This window comes from Yoonia vestfoldensis (assembly GCF_002158905.1).
Taxonomy (GTDB): domain Bacteria; phylum Pseudomonadota; class Alphaproteobacteria; order Rhodobacterales; family Rhodobacteraceae; genus Yoonia; species Yoonia vestfoldensis_B.
Genome location: NZ_CP021431.1, coordinates 544,836 through 562,269 on the forward strand (window position 1 = coordinate 544,836; position 17,434 = coordinate 562,269).

The following is a 17,434-nucleotide window of genomic DNA, read 5'->3' on the forward strand; positions in this document are numbered from 1 at the left end:
ATCCTGGCTAGCGCGCCAAGGTCGGGTCCTTGGTCGCAAGGTCGGTCGTGCTGGGCGTGTCGGTGCGACCACTGAGAAAGTTGCCGAATGTCGCCAGCGTCGGAACATGATCACAGATCACCTTGATCAGAACAAGGATCGGCACCGCCAACAACGCCCCCGGAATCCCCCAAAGCCAGGTCCAGAAGATCACCGATAAAAACACCGCCACGATATTCAGCTGCAACCTGACCCCCAGAAACCACGGCGTCACGAATTGCCCCTCGATCGCGGTCAGGGCCTGATAGGCGAGCGGTGCGAGCAAGGCGTAATAGACGCTGTCGAAATGCACGATGGCAAAGGCGCCCACACCCAGCGTGCCGATGATTCCTCCGAGAAAGGGCAGGTAGTTCAGGCAGAATGCCGCGACGCCCCAGACGAAGGGAAACGGCATGTCCAGCAGAAACAGCACGCCGGCGATCCCCGCCCCAAGCGCTGCGTTGATAAAGGTGATGGCGACTAGATAGCGCGACATCCGCCGTTCGATTTCATGGATCACCGTCAGAGCGCGTTTCTTGTCGCCGAACCGCGAAAAGGATTCGACCACCTTGATGTAGAACATATTGCCCGCCGCCAGCAGGAACAGCGCAAGGATCAGGCCAACGACCAGCGATGTCACGAAACTGGTCAGATTGCCCACCGCCGTCGTCAGCAGGCCGGGCTGCTGCATCACGACCGTATCGACATCTTCGGCCCCGCCCTGCGCGATTTCGCCGACCTGTTTGGTCGCGTCCTGAAATGCCAAGACAGATTCGCTGAACCCGCGCAATTTGCTGCGCAATTCAAAGGTGATCCGCGGAATATCGTCGAACCAGCTGGCGACCGATCCGCCCAGCAGCGTCACACCCGCCGCGATCAGTGCGACCAATCCCAAGATCGTCACCGATGCAGCCAGGCTTGGCGGGATGCCGCGCTGCGACAGCCAGCGCACCCAAGGCCCAAGCGTCAGGGCCAGCAAGACGCCCAGCACGACAGGCAGCACGATATCCTTGGCAAAATAGAGCGCGGCCAGCGTCATCAGGGTGACCATCGCCGCCAGCAGCCTGTTGGTCGTGCGAATATTGTCCAAAGTGTCCATGCCTGCCCAGTCTGTCTGCCCAGTCTGTTTGCCCAGTCTGTCTGTCAAGACGACAGGCCCATTGCCTGCGCGCGCCGTTGCCGCCGTCACATCCTCAATGGTGGCGGTATCCAACGCCGCCGCTCTGGCAAGGTTCCCTGCCATGTCAACGGCCAGACAGCTTGCGCCGCACAGGCCGCAGCCGCGGATATGCGCCCCCGCCCGCAGGGTGTGACTGCCCCCCGGCGGTGCCCTTCTTTCCAAAGCGGCCCAAACAGAGTAGGCAACACGATCCTTCAAGGTTGGGACCTGATCATGGCGCAAAATGCCACTATTTACAAAGTCGAGCTTTCGGTCGCGGATATGGATCGTCACTATTACGAGACCCATAAACTGACGCTGGCCAAACATCCGTCAGAGACCGATGAACGGCTGATGGTCCGCATCATCGCCTTTGCGCTGAATGCCCATGCGCAGCTGGAAATGACCAAGGGCCTGTCGACCGATGACGAACCCGACATCTGGCAGAAAAGCCTGAGCGGCGAGCTTGAACTCTGGGTGGCTTTGGGGCTGCCAAGCGAAAAGCTGTTGCGGCAATCCTGCGGCAAGGCTGCCAAGGTGGTGGTCTATCCCTATGGCGGCAGACCCGCCGAGATCTGGTGGGACAAGATCAAGAACAGCACCACCCGTTTCGACAATTTGCAGATCGTCAATCTTCGGCAGGCCGACACCGATGCAATCGCGGCTTTGGCCAGCCGCGCGATGAAGTTGCAGATCAATATCCAGGATGGCGAGGTGATGATCAATCTTGATGATAGCAGCGTCTATATCTCGCCGCAGCCATGGAAAACGCTGGCCCCTGCCGCTTAGACCAAGGTCAAGCGCGCGGTGCCGTGATGCGGCGCTGGCAGTGCCATCCCGGCGCGCGGGGCTTGTTGTGACAAGCGGATTGCTGCTAAGGCACGCCAGCGGTGCAGGGGGTGCTGTCGCGTTCGGGCATTCGGGGGTGGCATCGGCGATGGAATACTGATGAGCGATATTGCAGATGGCTTTGCCACGGCTGCCCAGCTGGTTTTGTCGCTGGACGCTGAATTGATCGAGATTACGCTACGCTCGCTTCAGGTGACGCTCAGCGCGACCGCCATTGCCTCGATCATCGGGTTGCCGCTGGGGGCCTGGCTGGCGATCACGCGTTTCCCCGCACGGCGTTATGTGATCGCGCTGCTGAATGCGCTGATGGGGCTGCCCCCGGTCGTTGTCGGGCTGATCGTCTATATCTTGCTGTCGCGCTCTGGCCCTTTTGGCGTGCTGGGCCTTTTGTTCACGCCAACGGCGATGATCATCGCGCAGGTCATCATCATCACGCCCTTGGTCGCGTCGATTGCCCATCAGGCGATGCGCGAATTATGGGCGGATTATCATGATCTGCTGATCTCTCTCCATGCGTCGCGCAGACAGCGGATCGCCACGCTGGTCTGGGACGGGCGGCGCACCTTGTTGACGGCGCAGCTGGCCGGTTTCGGGCGCGGCATCGGCGAGGTCGGGGCGATCATGATCGTCGGCGGCAATATCGACAATGCGACGCGGGTGCTGACCACGGCAATCTCGCTCGAGACAGGGCGCGGGCAATTCGCGCTGGCGCTGGCCTTGGGGTTCATCCTGATCGGGCTGGCCGTTGTGGTCAATCTTTGCATTCATGTCCTGTCACGGACGGAACAGGGCAGCCGATGGTAAACGATCACGATATCCTGCCGCTGCGCCTGCAAGAGATCATGGTCAAGCGGCGTGGCAAACGCATTCTTGGGCCGGTGTCCTTGGTCTTGCAAGGCAAGGGGATCAGCGTGGTCGTCGGGCCAAATGGCAGCGGCAAGACCACATTGCTGCGCGCGATGCACGGGATCGACCGGATCTCGGAGGGGCGCAAAAGCTGGTCGATCAGCGATGCGCAGGCCCATGCGGCGCAATCTTTCGTCTTTCAAACCCCGATCATGATGCGGCGCAATGTGCGCGACAATATCGCCTATCCGCTGGTCTTGCGCGGCATGGCGCGCAGCGAGGCGCGCGCCGCCGCCGATATCCGGGCCGCGCGGGTCGGGCTGGGGGCCGCAGTTTTGCGTGCGGCGCGGGTGCTGTCAGGGGGCGAAAAGCAGAAACTCGCCTTGGCGCGCGCCTTGGTCACGGCCCCGCAAGTTCTGTTCCTGGACGAGCCTTGTGCCAATCTGGACGGCCATGCCACCCAGGAAATAGAGACGATCCTGCATGCCGCCAGTGCCGCTGGCACCAGGATCGTGATGTCCACCCATGATCTGGGCCAGGCCCGTCGCCTTGCCGATGAGGTGCTGTTCCTGCATGACGGCCATGTCGTCGAGATGCTGCCCGCGGCGGCATTCTTTGCCGGGCCTGCATCGGCGCAGGCACTGGCCTTTCTCAAGGGTGATCTGGTTTTGTGACGCGGCTTCTCTGCCGCTTGGGCCTCGGAGCGCAGCCTTGGCCGCGCCCGCCGGAACCCTGCGCTGCGCGCTGATCAGCTATCGGCCTTTTCATGCGGATCAAAGCCGGCCATCACGACCTCGCGGGTGCGGCAATCGTCGCACATCGACAGCAGCCGGCGACGCTCTGCCCCGGTCTCACCGGCGAACATCCAATGATCTTCCAGCTTTTGCATGACCCGCTCGATGCTGGATTTGGTGCCGAATGGCTTGGCGCAGGATGTGCAGGCGAAAGGCTCTTCCTGTTTCAAGACGCGGCGCGGTGCGGCCCAGGCGGCAAGGTCGATTTGCGGGGTCAGCGACAAGGCATCTTCGGGGCAGGTCGCCACGCAGATGGAACATTGCACACAGGCGCTTTCGGTAAAGCGCAGCATCGGCAGATCGGGATTGTCGGACAAGGCCCCCGCAGGGCAGGCCCCGACACAGGCAAGGCAAAGCGTGCAGGCATCGTGATCCAGCGTGACGGTGCCAAAAGGCGCGCCCTGTGGCAGCGCGATGAAATCGGTCGGCAGGGGGGCTGTCCGGTTCATTTCTTCCATCGCCAGCAGCAGCAAGCCACGTTTGTCATCCTGGGGCATAAAGCTGGACCGCATCGGGCGTGCCGTGGCCGCAGGCTGCCAAAGCGCAAGTTCCAGCGCATCAGGATCGTCGATTGCAAGCAAGGCGCAGGAAGCCGGATCATGGCCGGTCTGCGTGCAGATGACCGCCATCAGATCCAGACTGTCCTGCAACCCGTCCAGCGGATGGGCGGGGCGTTCCTTGGCCAGCACGCGCAGGCCGCCCGCGCCATAGGCCAACGCTGCCGCCATGATCTCTGGCCCGATCTGCGAGGGTTCATTGACCTGCACCGGGATCACATGCGCGGGCAGACCCTTGCCGAACCGCGCCATTGCGTCAATCAGGGCGGCGCCGTGATCGGCATCATGAAACAGCATGATCGGCGCATGTTTGCCGCCTGCTGTGAAATAGGCCGCAAGGCCTGCGCGCAGCCGGGCGGCGATGTTTTCGGTCACCGGCAGGGCATAGGCGGCGGCCCCTGTCGGGCAGGCCGCTGCGCATTGCCCGCAGCCCGCGCAGATATTGGGATCAATCGCCACGGTGTCGCCATTGGACGTGATCGCCCCCGTCGGGCACAGGTTCAGACAGCGGGTGCAGCCGGTCAATGTATTGCGCGAATGGGCGCAAAGCTCGGCTGTGAAATTGATGTATTTCGGCTTGTCGAAGGTCCCGACCATCTGGCTGGCCTCGGTCACCAGTCTGGCCAGCGCCACCGGGTCACGCGGATCGGCCCGCAGATAGCCTGGACGGGTTTCATGGAACAAGGGTTGCCCGCCGGTCACGTCGATCACCAGATCACAGGCCGAGATCGCGCCATTGCGCGCCGTGTCGAATGTCAGCCGCGCGCGCGATGACGCATGCGGGGCGGCATAATCATCAACCGTCAGCTCGAACGCGCCCAGATGCCCGGTCGCATTGCGCACCCGCCCTTGCAGCACCGGCCAGGTCGTTTGCGGGCGCGGCACGACATCGGCACCCGGCAGCAACAGCACGGTGATATCGAGCATGTCGGACAGGTTTTGCGCCAGATCCAGCGCTGCCTGATCGCGCCCGAGAATCAGGGTGATCCCGTTGCTTTCCAGACTGACGACATCAAAAGGAGTGGCGGCGATTTCGGCCATCGCAAGCAGGGCCGCCATTTTGGGCGTGGCATCTTGCCCCGCCTCGGACCAGCCTGCTGTTTCGCGGATATTGGCGAAATGCAGCGTCCCTTCATAGCCCATATCCTCGGCCACTTCTGTAAACAGCGGGGCTTCTTGGGTGCAGGCCACGGTGATTTCGCCGAATGCGCCCAAGGCTTTGCGGAAATGATCAAGCTGGCTACGACACAGGTGATTCGCGCCATCGCCCTGTCCCCCCAAGGCCTGGGCTGCGACTTTCATGCTGCCTTCGCAGCTGCAAATCAGGCGGGTTTTGTCGTGCTGGGGCATTGGTGTCTCGCCTCTGGCTAGATATGGCTGGAACTTGACCGGTTCTGGCCGATATACGCGTCATTGATTGCAAAGCCTAGAGTCCGGCACGCGATAATCGGGGAGGCAACATGGACGACAGATCACAGACCCACGGCTTGGGGCACATTGCGTTGCCGCCGCCCTATACATTGCATGCCGGCACCGGGCCGGATGTGCTGGAACAGGCAATCAGGCTTGCGCCGGAGCACGGGGCCGGCACCTTGGTGTGCCATGCCTCTGCCGGCGTGCTGGCATTTGCCGTGGTGCTGGAACCGACGCAACCGCTGCAAGAGGCGCAGATGGCCTTTCCGCTGGGCATGGTCGCCGTGGCGGATGCGCTTGCGGCGCATTGTCCGCCCGAACGCGCGGTGCGGCTGCATTGGCCGGATGAAATCCGCTATGACAAGGCGCGGATCGGCGGCGGGCGCTTTGCCGTCGCCCCCGGAACCGGACCGCAGGATGTTCCCGATTGGATGGTGTTCGCGGCCGAGCTGATCTCGGAACGCGACCATCTGCCGGAACCGGGCCAGTTTCCCGACTCGACATCGTTGAAAGAAGAAGCCTTTGATCCGCACGAGGATATCATCGCCACTTTCGCCAGCTACATGATGCTCTATTTCGACCGCTGGCTGCATGACGGTCTGGATGCGGTGACCAACCGCTATCTGATGCGCATCGACCCGCCGCTTTTGCGGGGGGTGCGGCGGATCGAGGGCGACCGCCTGGTCGAGATCACGCCCGCGGGCGGCGGCAAAAGATCGGACCCATTGCTGCAATCCTTCAACGCCTCTGGCTGGCGCGATGCCAAGGGGCCGAAATTGTGATCCGTCTGCCCCGGACCATCCAGCTGGATGCCTCGGACAAGGTGGTGTTCAGCAATGCCGCCCAGCCCGGTGAATGGGCCGTGCCGGGCACGTTTTTGTTCTGGGGGCGTGCCCCCGATGATCTGACCCGCAAAGAGGCGATTGCCTTTCGGTCCGGGTTTCTGGGGGTGGACAGTTTTGGCCATGCGACCTTGGTCACGGTGCAAGAGGCCCGGCCCGAGGAACGCGAAGCCATGGTGCTGACATTGGCCCAGCAATTGGTGACCCATCTGGGCGCCCCATCGCTAGAGGCCGCCCGCCCCGCCGCCGAAGAAGAGGTCGCATTGGCCGAAAGCCTGTGCCGCGCGCATCCGCTGAACACGCTGATCGCGCTGCACCGCAAACATGATGCCGGCGATATCCGCGAACAATTCCGCACGCTGAAACCGCGTGACGAGACGGCTTTTTCGGGGTCGCATTTGCAAGGCCATGATCGCGCCTTTCAATTCTTCGAGGAAACCGAAGACAGCCTGCCCGAAGATCATGTCGATCTATTTGCCCTGAGAGGAAAAGTCTGATGCCTGAATTCTGGGTCGCCTCGGGCCATCACCTGACACGGCTGGATGACGCGGGCCGCATGATTGTCACCGACGAGCTGATCGTCGCATGGCTTGCGCGTCCCGAGGTGCTGCCCCCGCCCGAGGCTTGCGCCGCCGAACGCACCTTGCACAAGCGCCTGATGGACCAGCCGCGCGCAAAAGTGTCGGATATGGAACTGATCGCGCTGCAAGACCCCGATGCGCGCGAAAACTGGCGCTTTCTTTTGACATTGCGTGACCGGCTGATCGCCGCAGGCACGGTCGAAGAGGGCTATGCGCAGATCGTGCGCGACGGGGTCACCCTGCCGGTCGTCTTCATGTCGCAGCTGGTGCAGCTGATCCTGCGCAACGCGCTGGATGGGTGCAGTGACCCGCAGGTCCTGCGCGCGGCGGAATGTTTCTTTCGCCCGCAGCGCAGCCATATCCAGAACGATACCCTGTTTCTGGCCGATGAAGAATTGGTGCAGCTGCTGGAACAAGAGATGCACAGCTCGCCCCTGACGGCGATGCTCTCGGGGGGGATCGACGGGCTGGATGTGCTGGGGGACGGCAATGACTGGACCTATTGGTCGCGCTCTGACGCCCATACGATGGTGCTGAATTTCGGCGGTGATGCCGCGGCGCGCGCGGGCATGGCCACGGCGATTGCCGCCTATCTGCGTCATATGCTGGGACTTGACTGCAATGTGACGGCGCAGGCCTCGGCCGATAACACCGACCTGCGCTGGTTCGTGGGGCTGGATCAGGCAGGCACGGCAATCGGCAACGCGCTGTGGAACAAGCAGCCGCTGCCTGCTACACTTGTGGGGTTGTTCCGGCTGGACATCGCCGATCATGCCCGCGTGACGCCTGATCTGCGCGGAGAACCGATCTGGCTGTTCCTGGGCTTGGGGGCCGATGGCGCGGTGCGGATCAAGCCGCAGAACCTGCTGACCGGGCTGCCGCTGGCCGCGCCCGTGCTGAACTGAAAGGATAGCCATGCCGATCAAGACCCTGCGCATTTCGGTTCTCGCGATCAGACGGCCTGCGGTCACGAAATGGGGTGCTGGTGAATTGCGGCCCTGTTCGGTCTTGCCACAGGAACCTGACGCGGCGCCCCATACGCTGCTTTACGCCGAAAACGGGGTCGAGACCTGGTATCTGGGCGGCCGCGATCTGGCGCTCTATTCTGGTGACACGCTGCACCATCAGGACAATCTGGTCTCGGGGCGTCCGGCGCTCTGGGTGGCGTTGCGCGGGCAGGACCCCAAAACGGCCGAGATCGTGAATGTCACCGCCGACCCTTACGAAGGCGAAGGCTATGCATCCGATCTGGACCTATTCGTCGAGCCGGTGCCGATGCCTGCGGTGATAGAAGCGCAGATCGCGGAATTCGTGGCGAAATACCATGTCGATATGCCCTTCAAGAAACGCAAACGCCATGTGATCGACCCCAATGCCCCACCGGCGCGCGCGCCGCGGGTTTTGCAAGATGCCGATAAATGGGCGCATCGCCCCGCCAAGAGGTAAGCCATGCCCAAACCCACCGATCAGGGCGAATCTTTTCTGGGCCGCTGGTCGCGCAACAAGCGCGCGCAACCCGCCGCGCCCGAACCCGTGGCAGAGCCTGATGCCAGTGCCGATATCGCGGCCCCGGACCAAGAATCACTGACCGAAGAAGAAATCGCCGCATTGCCGGATGTCGATGATCTGACCCCGCAGAGCGATATTCGCGTCTTTTTGCAAAAAGGCGTGCCGCAGGTCCTGCGCAATGCGGCTTTGCGCCGCAAATGGATGCTGGTTCCCGGCATCAGGGATCACAATGATCCGGCTGTGGATTACGCTTGGGACTGGAACACACCAGGCGGCGTGCCGGGCGACGGGGCTGCACCCTCGCCGGAACGGGCGGCACAAATGCTGCGCGATCTTTTCGCGCCTCGCCGCGATGCAGAAACCACGCAGACCGCTGAAACAGGGGCGGATGCGGCCGATCCGGCCATCATTCCGGCCCAGGATATTGCACCGCAGCAAACCGATTTGGCGCTGACCCAGCCGCAGGCCCCACAGGATAAGGCCGAGGCCGAAGGCAGCGCAGCGTCGCAAGATCAGCAGCAGCAAGCGGCAGGTCCGGACAGCGACGCGGTCCCCCCCGCACGCCGGCGTCATGGCGGGGCTTTGCCCGGCTAGGTGGTTGCGCCTGTTTGTGATAAATTGTGTGCGAACATATGCAAAGATTCTGGACAGCCACCACTTGCCTGCGTAAAGCTATTGCATGTGGTATCATTTTCTTACCACTCGGGAGTGAGACTAGGTAACATGACGGATAGCCAGCCCATCAACGGGCGAGCCAACGATCCTCTAGAGGCGTCGCGAAGCGATCAATATCGTTTCATGGCGCGCATGTTGTCGAGCGCGCCTGACCAGGCCTTGCTGGATCATGTATCCCGCCTGCAAGGCGATGATGGCCCGCTGGGCCTTGCTTATGGCGCTTTGGCGCAGGCGGCCAAGCGGTGTGACGCGGCCCGCGTCGAACGCGAATTTTTCGAATTGTTCATCGGGGTCGGGCGCGGCGAATTGCTGCCCTATGCCAGCTTTTACCAGACCGGATTTCTGAACGAACGCCCCTTGGCGATTCTGCGCGATGATCTGTCCCGTCTGGGTGTGGCGCGCGCCGCCGGCCGACACGAGCCCGAAGATCACATCGCTTTGCTGATGGATGTCATGGCCGACATGATTTCGGGCGAGATCGCGGCAAGCGATGATATCCAGCGCGCTTTCTTCAATCGTCATATCGCGCCTTGGGCGGGGCAATTCTTTGACGATCTAGCGATTGCACCAAGCGCAGATTTTTACCGACCGCTGGCCGAAATTGGCCGGTTATTGACCGATATCGAGGCACGGGCATTCGCGCTCGCCGCCTGACAGACCAACCTTTACCCCGGTAAGCCAGCCAGCTTGCCGTAGCCGCCACCAGGGAGATCCAGATGACGAAAGACAAACACGATCCAATGAGCCGCCGTGCGTTTTTTGGCGTCGCGGCGACAGGCGCGTCGGCCGCAGCGCTGACAATGGGCGGCGCGCGCCCTGTCATGGCCCAGCAAACCGGGGATGAGCGCACAAAGGCGCGGTACCGCGAGACAGAACATGTCGCCGCGTTTTACCGCACAAATCGTTATTATGATCGGGGAGAAAACTGATGCTGGTCAAACGCAGATCACGCGAGGCGGTAGCGACAGGCCGCTTGTCGCAGCTGGCCGCAGGCGTCGCCGCCAAACCAATCGACCGGCGCAGCTTCTTGCGCGCCTCGGGGATGAGCATCGGTGGCCTTGCGGTCATCGCCACGGTCGGATCCGGGCTGACACAGCGCGTCGAGGCCGCCGGTTTCACCGATCCGGCGCAGCCGATCGAGATCAAAAAGAACATGTGCACCCATTGTTCGGTTGGCTGCTCGGTCGTCGCCGAAGTGCAAAACGGCGTTTGGGTTGGGCAAGAGCCTGCCTATAACAGCCCGATCAACCGCGGCACGCATTGCGCCAAGGGCGCATCGGTGCGCGAAGTCGTGCATGGTGATCGTCGCCTGAAATATCCGATGAAAAAAGTCGGTGGCGAATGGCAGCGGATCAGCTGGGATCAGGCGCTGGATGAAATCGCCGCCAAGATGGGCGAGATCCGCGAAACGTCCGGTGCGGATTCGGTCTATCTGCTGGGTTCGGCCAAGTTCAGTAACGAAGGGTCTTACCTCTTCCGCAAGCTGGCGGCATTCTGGGGCACCAATAACGTCGACCACCAGGCGCGGATCTGCCACTCGACCACTGTGGCCGGTGTTGCGAATACCTGGGGCTATGGTGCGATGACCAATAGCTACAACGACATCCGCAATTCCAAGACCGTGATCTTCATGGGCTCGAACGCGGCCGAGGCGCATCCCGTCTCGATGCAGCACATCCTGACCGGCAAGGAAACCCAGCGCGCCAATGTGATCGTGCTGGACCCGCGCTTTACCCGCACGGCGGCCCATGCCACCGAATACATCCGTTTCCGTCCCGGCACCGATATCGCCGTGATCAACGGGATGCTTTACCACATCTTTGAAAACGGCTGGGAAGATACCGAATATCTGGCACAGCGCGTCTATGGCATGGACCAGGTGCGCGAAGTGGTGAAAGCCTATACGCCCGAAGTCGTCGAAAAGATCGCAGGCGTTGATGGCGACACGCTCAAGCGCGCTGCCGAGAAATTTGCAAAGGAACGCCCCTCGACCTTTATCTGGTGCATGGGTGGCACGCAGCATACTGTCGGCACGGCCAATGTCCGCGCTTACAACATTCTGCTGCTGGCGACGGGCAATGTCGGCGGCCAGGGCAATGGCGCCAATATTTTCCGGGGTCACTGCAACGTGCAGGGTGCGACGGACTTTGGTCTCGATGTCGGCAACCTGCCTTGCTACTACGGCCTTGGCGCCGGTGCATGGCAGCATTGGTCGCGCGTCTGGGACGTGCCTTACAACTACTTCGTCAACCGTTTTGACAATGTGCCGGCCAAAGGCGGACGCGATGCGCGGACAGCCGAGGAAAACATGACCATTCCGGGCATCACCTCGACCCGTTGGTTCGATGCGGTCACGATGGACAGCGATGACGTTGACCAGAAAGACAACATCAAGGCGATGCTGGTCTTTGGTCACGGCGGTAACACTGTTCCCCGGATGCAGGATGCCCGTCGCGGCATGGATGCGCTGGACCTGCTGGTCGTCGCCGACCCGCATCCAACCACCTTTGCCGCGTTGCATTCGCGCACCGACAACACCTATCTGCTGCCGATCTGCACGCAGTTTGAATGTTCCGGCTCGCGCACCGCATCCAACCGGTCGGTGCAATGGGGCGAAAAAGTTGTCGAACCGATTTTCGAATCCGACAATGATTACGCGGTCATGTATGGGCTGTCGCAGCGGCTTGGCTTTGCTGACGAGATGTTCAAGAACTTCGAACTGGTCGAAGGCAAGTTCGGCCTGGAGCCGACGCCGGAATCCATCCTGCGCGAAATCAACCGTGGTGGCTGGTCTGTCGGTTATACCGGCCAAAGCCCAGAGCGGCTGAAAGCCCATATGGCCAACCAGCAGCATTTCGATCTGGTCACGCTGAAGGCGCTGCCCGACGCACCCGCCGAGGTTGCTGGCGATTTCTACGGTCTGCCTTGGCCATGCTGGGGCACGCCCGAGTTCCGGCATCCGGGCAGCCACATCCTCTACAACACCAATATCCCTGTGATGGAAGGTGGCGGCGCGTTCCGTCCACGTTTCGGGCTGGAACGTGACGGCGAGACATTGCTGGCCGAAGGCAGCTGGAACCCCGGTTCCGAGATCCAGGACGGCTATCCCCAGTTCACGATGGGCATGCTGAAAGAGCTGGGCTGGGATACCGATCTGACCGCACGCGAACGCGCCGTGATCGAACGGATCGGCGGCGGTGATGAAGAAAAGATCAACGGCGTCAGCTGGTCGCTCGACCTGTCGGGCGGCATCCAGCGGGTGGCGATCGAACATGGCTGCGTGCCTTACGGCAACGGCAAGGCCCGGGCGGTTGCCTGGAACCTGCCCGACCCGATCCCTGTGCACCGCGAACCGATCTATTCGGCACGCCCTGAACTGGTGGCGGAATATCCGACCAATGACGACCGTCGTCAGCAGCGGATGCCGAACATCGGCAAAGTGGTGCAGCAAAGCGCGGTGGACCGGAACCTTGCAGCGGACTTCCCGATCATTCTGACCTCTGGTCGCTTGGTGGAATATGAAGGCGGCGGCGAGGAAACACGGTCCAACCCATGGCTGGCCGAATTGCAGCAGGACATGTTCGTCGAGATCAACCCCGCAGACGCAGCGGCCCGCGGCATCGTCGATGGCGATTGGGTCTGGGTCTACGGCCCCGAGAACGAGTCCAAGGCACGGGTCAAGGCGATGGTGACCGAGCGTGTGAATTCTGGTCTGGCCTTCATGCCATTCCACTTCGCAGGCTGGTTCCAGGGCGAAGATCAGCGCGGCAATTACCCCGCTGGGACTGACCCGATCGTTCTGGGCGAATCCGTCAACGTTATCACCAGCTACGGCTATGACCCGGTGACCGGCATGCATGAAGGCAAAGTCACGCTTTGCCAAATCGCAGCGGCATAAGGGAGGATCAAAAAAATGGCACGCATGAAATTCCTTTGTGACGCGGATCGCTGCATTGAATGCAACGCTTGTGTTACGGCCTGCAAAAACGAGCATGAAGTCCCGTGGGGCATCAACCGCCGCCGGGTCGTGACGCTGAATGATGGTCTGCCGGGTGAACGGTCGGTCTCGATGGCCTGTATGCATTGCACCGACGCGCCTTGTGCTGCGGTCTGTCCGGTGGATTGCTTTTACACCACCGATGATGCGGTCGTGTTGCACAACAAAGACACCTGTATCGGTTGTGGCTATTGCAGCTATGCGTGCCCCTTTGGCGCGCCGCAATATCCGCAAACCGCCAATTTCGGCACGCGCGGCAAGATGGACAAATGCACCTATTGTTCGGGTGGTCCAGAGCCGGACATGTCGCAGGCCGAATATGTGAAATATGGCGCAAACCGTCTTGCCGAAGGCAAACTGCCGCTTTGTGCGGAAATGTGTTCAACCAAGGCGTTGTTGGCGGGGGATGGCGACATCATCGCTGACATCTACCGCGAACGGGTTGTCACACGAGGCTATGGATCGGGTGCCTGGGGTTGGCGCACGGCTTATGGCGAAACGGTAGCGGTTTAAGGAGGATATGAAGATGCGATACGTCTCTCAATTTATGATCGCTCTCGCGGTTCTCGTGTTTGTCGGGCAGGCCTCTGCGCAGGTTAACCCGACGCAAAGCGCCGTCACCGAAGACTCCATGTTCGAGGCATTGGGCAGTAATTCCAACGCTGTGGCGGGGCGCGTGTCGATCCCGGATACCAGCGCCGGGAACCTGATCAAGCCCGATAACAAGGCATGGGCTGCTTTGCAGGATGGCACGATCCAGACGCTTTCCGTTGTCGCTGTTGTGGGGATGGTGGGTCTGCTGGCGCTGTTCTACATGGTCCGTGGCCGTATCCAGGTGGATTCCGGCATGTCCGGTCTCAAGATCCTGCGTTTTGGCGCGATCGACCGTTTTGCTCATTGGACGCTGGCGGCGACCTTTATCATCCTGGCGATCAGCGGGCTGAACTTGATCATCGGCAATGCCGTGATCCTGCCGCTCATCGGGGAAAATGCGTTTGGGGCTTTGTCGGCTTTTGGCAAGATCGCGCACAACTACCTGGCCTGGCCGTTCATGCTGGCGCTGGCGTTGATCTTCGTGCTTTGGGTGATCGACAACATCCCCGACAAGGTTGACCTGGAATGGATCAAGCAGGGTGGTGGCCTTCTCAAGAAAGGCGTGCACCCGCCTGCCAAAAAGTTCAACGCTGGTCAGAAAGTCATTTTCTGGTCCGTGATCCTTGGTGGCGCTGGTCTGTCCTTCACAGGTGTCATGCTGCTGTTCCCCGGCTTTGCTGGCGCACCGGCTGATTGGCAGCTCTATCAGACGATCCATGCCCTGATCGCGGCGGCTCTGTCGGCCATCATCATCGCGCATATCTATATCGGCTCTGTCGGGATGGAAGGCGCGTTCGATGCGATGGGGTCCGGCGAGGTTGACGTCAACTGGGCCAAGGAACACCATGGTCTGTGGGTCGAGCAAGAAAAAGCAAAGCCCGCCAAGGACGGCGCCTTGTCGACACCTGCCGAGTAATCGGGCGTTCGACCATTAACAGATACGACCCAGCCTTGATCCAGAGGCTGGGTCGTTTGCCCTGAAATACGTTGTGAGAAATATGTCCCAAGGCGACCGCGATCTCGATGATGACATATCCGGGGTTCTGGTAGAGATGCTTTTGCCGGACGGCAAACCCTTGGGCACGTCGGGGCGGATTGCCGGGCTGAACCAATCGGGCGGCCGGGTCAGCCTGTCGATCCAGATCAGCCCCGATGAAGCCACGGCCTTTGCGCCGCTGCGCGATAGGCTCGAAGCGCGCTTGCGGGCTTTGGAGGGGGTCACATCGGCCTTTGTCGTGCTGACCGCCGAACGGGCAGCACCACCGAAACTGGTTGAAAAGACGCCATCAAAGACGGACCCTTTGGAAAATGTCGGTCATGTGATCGCCGTGGCCTCTGGCAAGGGCGGGGTCGGCAAATCGACCACGACGGTCAATCTGGCGCTGGCGCTGGTGGCCTTGGGCCTGCGGGTCGGCATTCTGGACGCGGATATCTATGGCCCGTCCTTGCCGACCTTGTTGGGATTGCATGGCAAACCCGGCATGGGCGAGGGGCGCAAATTGCGCCCGATGCGGGCCTATGGGTTGCAAGCGATGTCGATGGGCCTGCTGGTCGAGCCAGAGACTGCGATGGTCTGGCGGGGACCAATGGTGATGTCGGCGATCACGCAGATGATGGCCGATGTGGAATGGGGCGCGCTGGATGTGCTGCTGGTCGATATGCCGCCCGGCACCGGCGATGCCCAGCTGGCGCTGGCACAGGGCACAAGGCTGGCGGGGGCGGTGATCGTCTCGACCCCGCAGGACCTGTCGCTGATCGACGTGCGGCGCGGCATTGCGATGTTCCGCAAGGTGGATGTGCCGATCCTTGGGGTGATCGAGAATATGGCCCAATTCATCTGCCCCGATTGCGGCAGCAGCCATGCGATCTTTGGCGAGGGCGGCGCGAAAACAGAGGCCGGGCGGCTGGGTGTGCCGTTCCTGGGGGCGGTGCCGCTGACCATGGCGCTGCGCGCGGCCTCGGATGCGGGGCAACCGATTGTCGCGCGCGATCCCGACGGTCCCTTGGGGCAGATTTACAAGGATATCGCGCAGACCATGCTTGATGGGCTGGGCGCAGAAAAGCCGGGGCTTTCCCCGCGCATGATGTAACAAACGAAAACAGACAGGAGAACCGATATGAAAGCCTTTATTTTTGCCGTGATCTTTGCCGGTGTCATCGCCTTTGGCGCGGCGTCGGTGTTGCAGGGCTCGTTCCAGCAGCCAAGCTATTCCGCCTATGCGACCGAGGGCGCGCGGGTCGATGCGCCCGGAACAAATCTGGTCACCTATTGATCCTGCGCGGATCGTGCGTCAGGGGCTGATACCGCTGATCACGGCGCTTGGCCTGATCGGGCCTGCCGCTGCGCAGGATCTGGTCGGGCATGGCGGGCCGGTGGGTGCGTTGGATGCGGGACAGGGCCTGCTGGTTTCTGGCGGCTTTGACACGCGGGCGATCCTGTGGACATTGGACGCGGCAACCGCGCGCAATGTCACCCGGTTTCACACCGGCAATGTCACCGCTGTCCGGCTTTTGCCGCATGGCGGTTTCATCACCGCAGGGCAGGACGGGCGTCTGGCGGTCTGGCAGCTGGACGGACGCATGCCCGATTTTGCCACGCCAGCGGGGCAATCCGCCGTGGCCTCGCTTGCCGTCAGTGCCGATGGGACGCAGGCCGCCGCTGGCTATTGGGACGGGCGCGTGATGCGCCTTGATCTTGGCAGTTTCGAAACACAGATTTTCACGGCCCATAGCGACCGGGTGACGGGCCTTGGCTTTTTGCCGGATGGGCAGCTGGTCACATTGGGCGGCGACTTGCTGCTGACTGGCTTGACTGCGTCATCCACGTTGGCATTCAGGGTGGGGCTGCCCGCGCTGCCAAATGGTCTGGCGCGCGTGGATGATGGCGTTGCGGTGATCTTTGCCGATGGCGCGCTGCGGCGTTACGATGCGGCCGGCGCCTTGACGGCAGAGCGGTTTCTGACCGACCGCCCGCTGCTGTCGGTGGCGTCCGGCGCAGATCATATCGCGGCGGGAACGCTGGATGGGACGGTCTGGCTGGTGCAGGGCGATAATCTGGTGCCGCGCCATTCCTTTACCGCTGCGGCCGGTCCGGTCTGGGGCCTGGCCATCACGCAGGCGCAGCTATTCACCGCGGGCGCGGACGGCACGATCCGCCGCTGGTCGCTTGATGGTGATGCTTTGGGGGGCGGTCTGGCCCCGGCGGTCGCCGCTGCGCATGACAATAGCCGTGGCGCCGAGATCTGGAACAATTGCGCCGTCTGCCATTCACTCGAACCGGATGACCACAGCAGGGCAGGCCCCAGCCTTTACGGCATTTTTGGCCGCAAGATCGGCTCGCAGTCGGGGTATGATTATTCCGAAGCCTTGCAAGAGATGGCGATCATCTGGACCCCGCAAACGCTGTCCGACCTGTTCACCTACGGCCCCGAGGCCTATACCCCCGGTTCGCGGATGCCCGAACAGCGCATCGCCGCACCCGAGGACCGCGCGGCCCTGGCCGATTATCTGGAACGTGTTGTCGCGGATCCCGAGTAGCCCCCAAGCCCTGCCATGATCGCCCCGAACCCTGCCGCAGGGAACGAAGCCCCGCGCGCGGCG

Annotated in this window: 18 protein-coding genes; 16 read left to right on the top strand and 2 right to left on the bottom strand. The window is 61.9% G+C overall.

The genetic code is table 11. From position 1 onward, the window contains the following. Positions 1 to 7 precede the first annotated feature (7 nt). The gene (locus LOKVESSMR4R_RS02685) at positions 8 to 1,261 is read right to left on the bottom strand and encodes an AI-2E family transporter (protein WP_237331885.1); all 1,254 of its coding nucleotides are present in this window, start codon (positions 1,259 to 1,261) and stop codon (positions 8 to 10) included. 150 nt (positions 1,262 to 1,411) lie between these two features. Between LOKVESSMR4R_RS02685 and LOKVESSMR4R_RS02690 the strand changes: the two genes are divergently transcribed. The 3 genes from LOKVESSMR4R_RS02690 (at position 1,412) to LOKVESSMR4R_RS02700 (ending at position 3,546) form a co-directional block, all read left to right on the top strand. After that, complete coding sequence (locus LOKVESSMR4R_RS02690) at positions 1,412 to 1,966, top strand: YaeQ family protein (RefSeq protein ID WP_087206187.1); 555 nt, start codon at positions 1,412 to 1,414, stop codon at positions 1,964 to 1,966. Positions 1,967 to 2,125: 159 nt separating this feature from the next. Beyond that, positions 2,126 to 2,830 (top strand): ABC transporter permease, encoded by a 705-nt coding sequence (locus LOKVESSMR4R_RS02695; RefSeq protein ID WP_087206188.1) that lies wholly within the window; start codon positions 2,126 to 2,128, stop codon positions 2,828 to 2,830. Beyond that, on the top strand, positions 2,824 to 3,546 hold the full coding sequence (locus LOKVESSMR4R_RS02700) for an ABC transporter ATP-binding protein (protein WP_087206189.1): 723 nt from the start codon (positions 2,824 to 2,826) through the stop codon (positions 3,544 to 3,546). The genes LOKVESSMR4R_RS02695 and LOKVESSMR4R_RS02700 overlap by 7 nt, the downstream gene beginning before the upstream one ends. A 74-nt stretch (positions 3,547 to 3,620) precedes the next feature. Here the strand turns inward: LOKVESSMR4R_RS02700 and LOKVESSMR4R_RS02705 are convergent, their stop codons facing one another. After that, positions 3,621 to 5,525: a 4Fe-4S dicluster domain-containing protein gene (locus LOKVESSMR4R_RS02705; protein WP_204248708.1), complete on the bottom strand. Its 1,905-nt coding sequence runs from the start codon at positions 5,523 to 5,525 to the stop codon at positions 3,621 to 3,623. A 158-nt stretch (positions 5,526 to 5,683) separates the two neighbouring features. On the opposite strand from LOKVESSMR4R_RS02705, the gene LOKVESSMR4R_RS02710 reads away from it, so the two are divergent. From LOKVESSMR4R_RS02710 to LOKVESSMR4R_RS02765, 13 genes are all read left to right on the top strand, one after another. Further along, the gene (locus LOKVESSMR4R_RS02710) at positions 5,684 to 6,418 is read left to right on the top strand and encodes a biotin/lipoate--protein ligase family protein (RefSeq protein WP_087206191.1); all 735 of its coding nucleotides are present in this window, start codon (positions 5,684 to 5,686) and stop codon (positions 6,416 to 6,418) included. Next, on the top strand, positions 6,415 to 6,975 hold the full coding sequence (locus LOKVESSMR4R_RS02715; protein WP_087206192.1) for a DUF6505 family protein: 561 nt from the start codon (positions 6,415 to 6,417) through the stop codon (positions 6,973 to 6,975). The genes LOKVESSMR4R_RS02710 and LOKVESSMR4R_RS02715 overlap by 4 nt, the downstream gene beginning before the upstream one ends. Further along, complete coding sequence (locus tag LOKVESSMR4R_RS02720) at positions 6,975 to 7,964, top strand: DUF6352 family protein (protein ID WP_087206193.1); 990 nt, start codon at positions 6,975 to 6,977, stop codon at positions 7,962 to 7,964. Before LOKVESSMR4R_RS02715 ends, LOKVESSMR4R_RS02720 begins: the two co-directional genes overlap by 1 nt. Positions 7,965 to 7,974: 10 nt before the next feature. After that, the gene (locus LOKVESSMR4R_RS02725; RefSeq protein WP_087206194.1) at positions 7,975 to 8,505 is read left to right on the top strand and encodes a DUF3305 domain-containing protein; all 531 of its coding nucleotides are present in this window, start codon (positions 7,975 to 7,977) and stop codon (positions 8,503 to 8,505) included. Between the two features lie 3 nt (positions 8,506 to 8,508). Then, positions 8,509 to 9,162, top strand: coding sequence for a DUF3306 domain-containing protein (locus LOKVESSMR4R_RS02730; protein WP_087206195.1), 654 nt, complete (start codon positions 8,509 to 8,511; stop codon positions 9,160 to 9,162). Positions 9,163 to 9,291: 129 nt separating this feature from the next. After that, on the top strand, positions 9,292 to 9,897 hold the full coding sequence (locus LOKVESSMR4R_RS02735; RefSeq protein WP_237331886.1) for a TorD/DmsD family molecular chaperone: 606 nt from the start codon (positions 9,292 to 9,294) through the stop codon (positions 9,895 to 9,897). Between the two features lie 62 nt (positions 9,898 to 9,959). Next, positions 9,960 to 10,172: a hypothetical protein gene (locus LOKVESSMR4R_RS02740; RefSeq protein ID WP_087206196.1), complete on the top strand. Its 213-nt coding sequence runs from the start codon at positions 9,960 to 9,962 to the stop codon at positions 10,170 to 10,172. Next, complete coding sequence (locus tag LOKVESSMR4R_RS02745) at positions 10,172 to 13,141, top strand: formate dehydrogenase subunit alpha (RefSeq protein ID WP_087206197.1); 2,970 nt, start codon at positions 10,172 to 10,174, stop codon at positions 13,139 to 13,141. Before LOKVESSMR4R_RS02740 ends, LOKVESSMR4R_RS02745 begins: the two co-directional genes overlap by 1 nt. Positions 13,142 to 13,156: 15 nt before the next feature. Further along, complete coding sequence (gene fdh3B, locus LOKVESSMR4R_RS02750) at positions 13,157 to 13,753, top strand: formate dehydrogenase FDH3 subunit beta (RefSeq protein ID WP_087206198.1); 597 nt, start codon at positions 13,157 to 13,159, stop codon at positions 13,751 to 13,753. Positions 13,754 to 13,760: 7 nt separating this feature from the next. Further along, positions 13,761 to 14,750 carry a formate dehydrogenase subunit gamma gene (locus LOKVESSMR4R_RS02755; protein WP_237331887.1) on the top strand — a complete coding sequence of 330 codons (990 nt, stop codon included), beginning with the start codon at positions 13,761 to 13,763 and terminating at the stop codon, positions 14,748 to 14,750. A gap of 82 nt (positions 14,751 to 14,832) precedes the next feature. Further along, complete coding sequence (locus LOKVESSMR4R_RS02760; RefSeq protein WP_087206200.1) at positions 14,833 to 15,924, top strand: Mrp/NBP35 family ATP-binding protein; 1,092 nt, start codon at positions 14,833 to 14,835, stop codon at positions 15,922 to 15,924. A 27-nt stretch (positions 15,925 to 15,951) separates the two neighbouring features. Continuing rightward, the gene (locus tag LOKVESSMR4R_RS20400) at positions 15,952 to 16,107 is read left to right on the top strand and encodes a hypothetical protein (protein ID WP_204248709.1); all 156 of its coding nucleotides are present in this window, start codon (positions 15,952 to 15,954) and stop codon (positions 16,105 to 16,107) included. Further along, positions 16,076 to 17,371, top strand: coding sequence for a c-type cytochrome (locus LOKVESSMR4R_RS02765; RefSeq protein ID WP_157898104.1), 1,296 nt, complete (start codon positions 16,076 to 16,078; stop codon positions 17,369 to 17,371). Before LOKVESSMR4R_RS20400 ends, LOKVESSMR4R_RS02765 begins: the two co-directional genes overlap by 32 nt. The last annotated feature ends 63 nt before the right edge of the window (positions 17,372 to 17,434 follow it).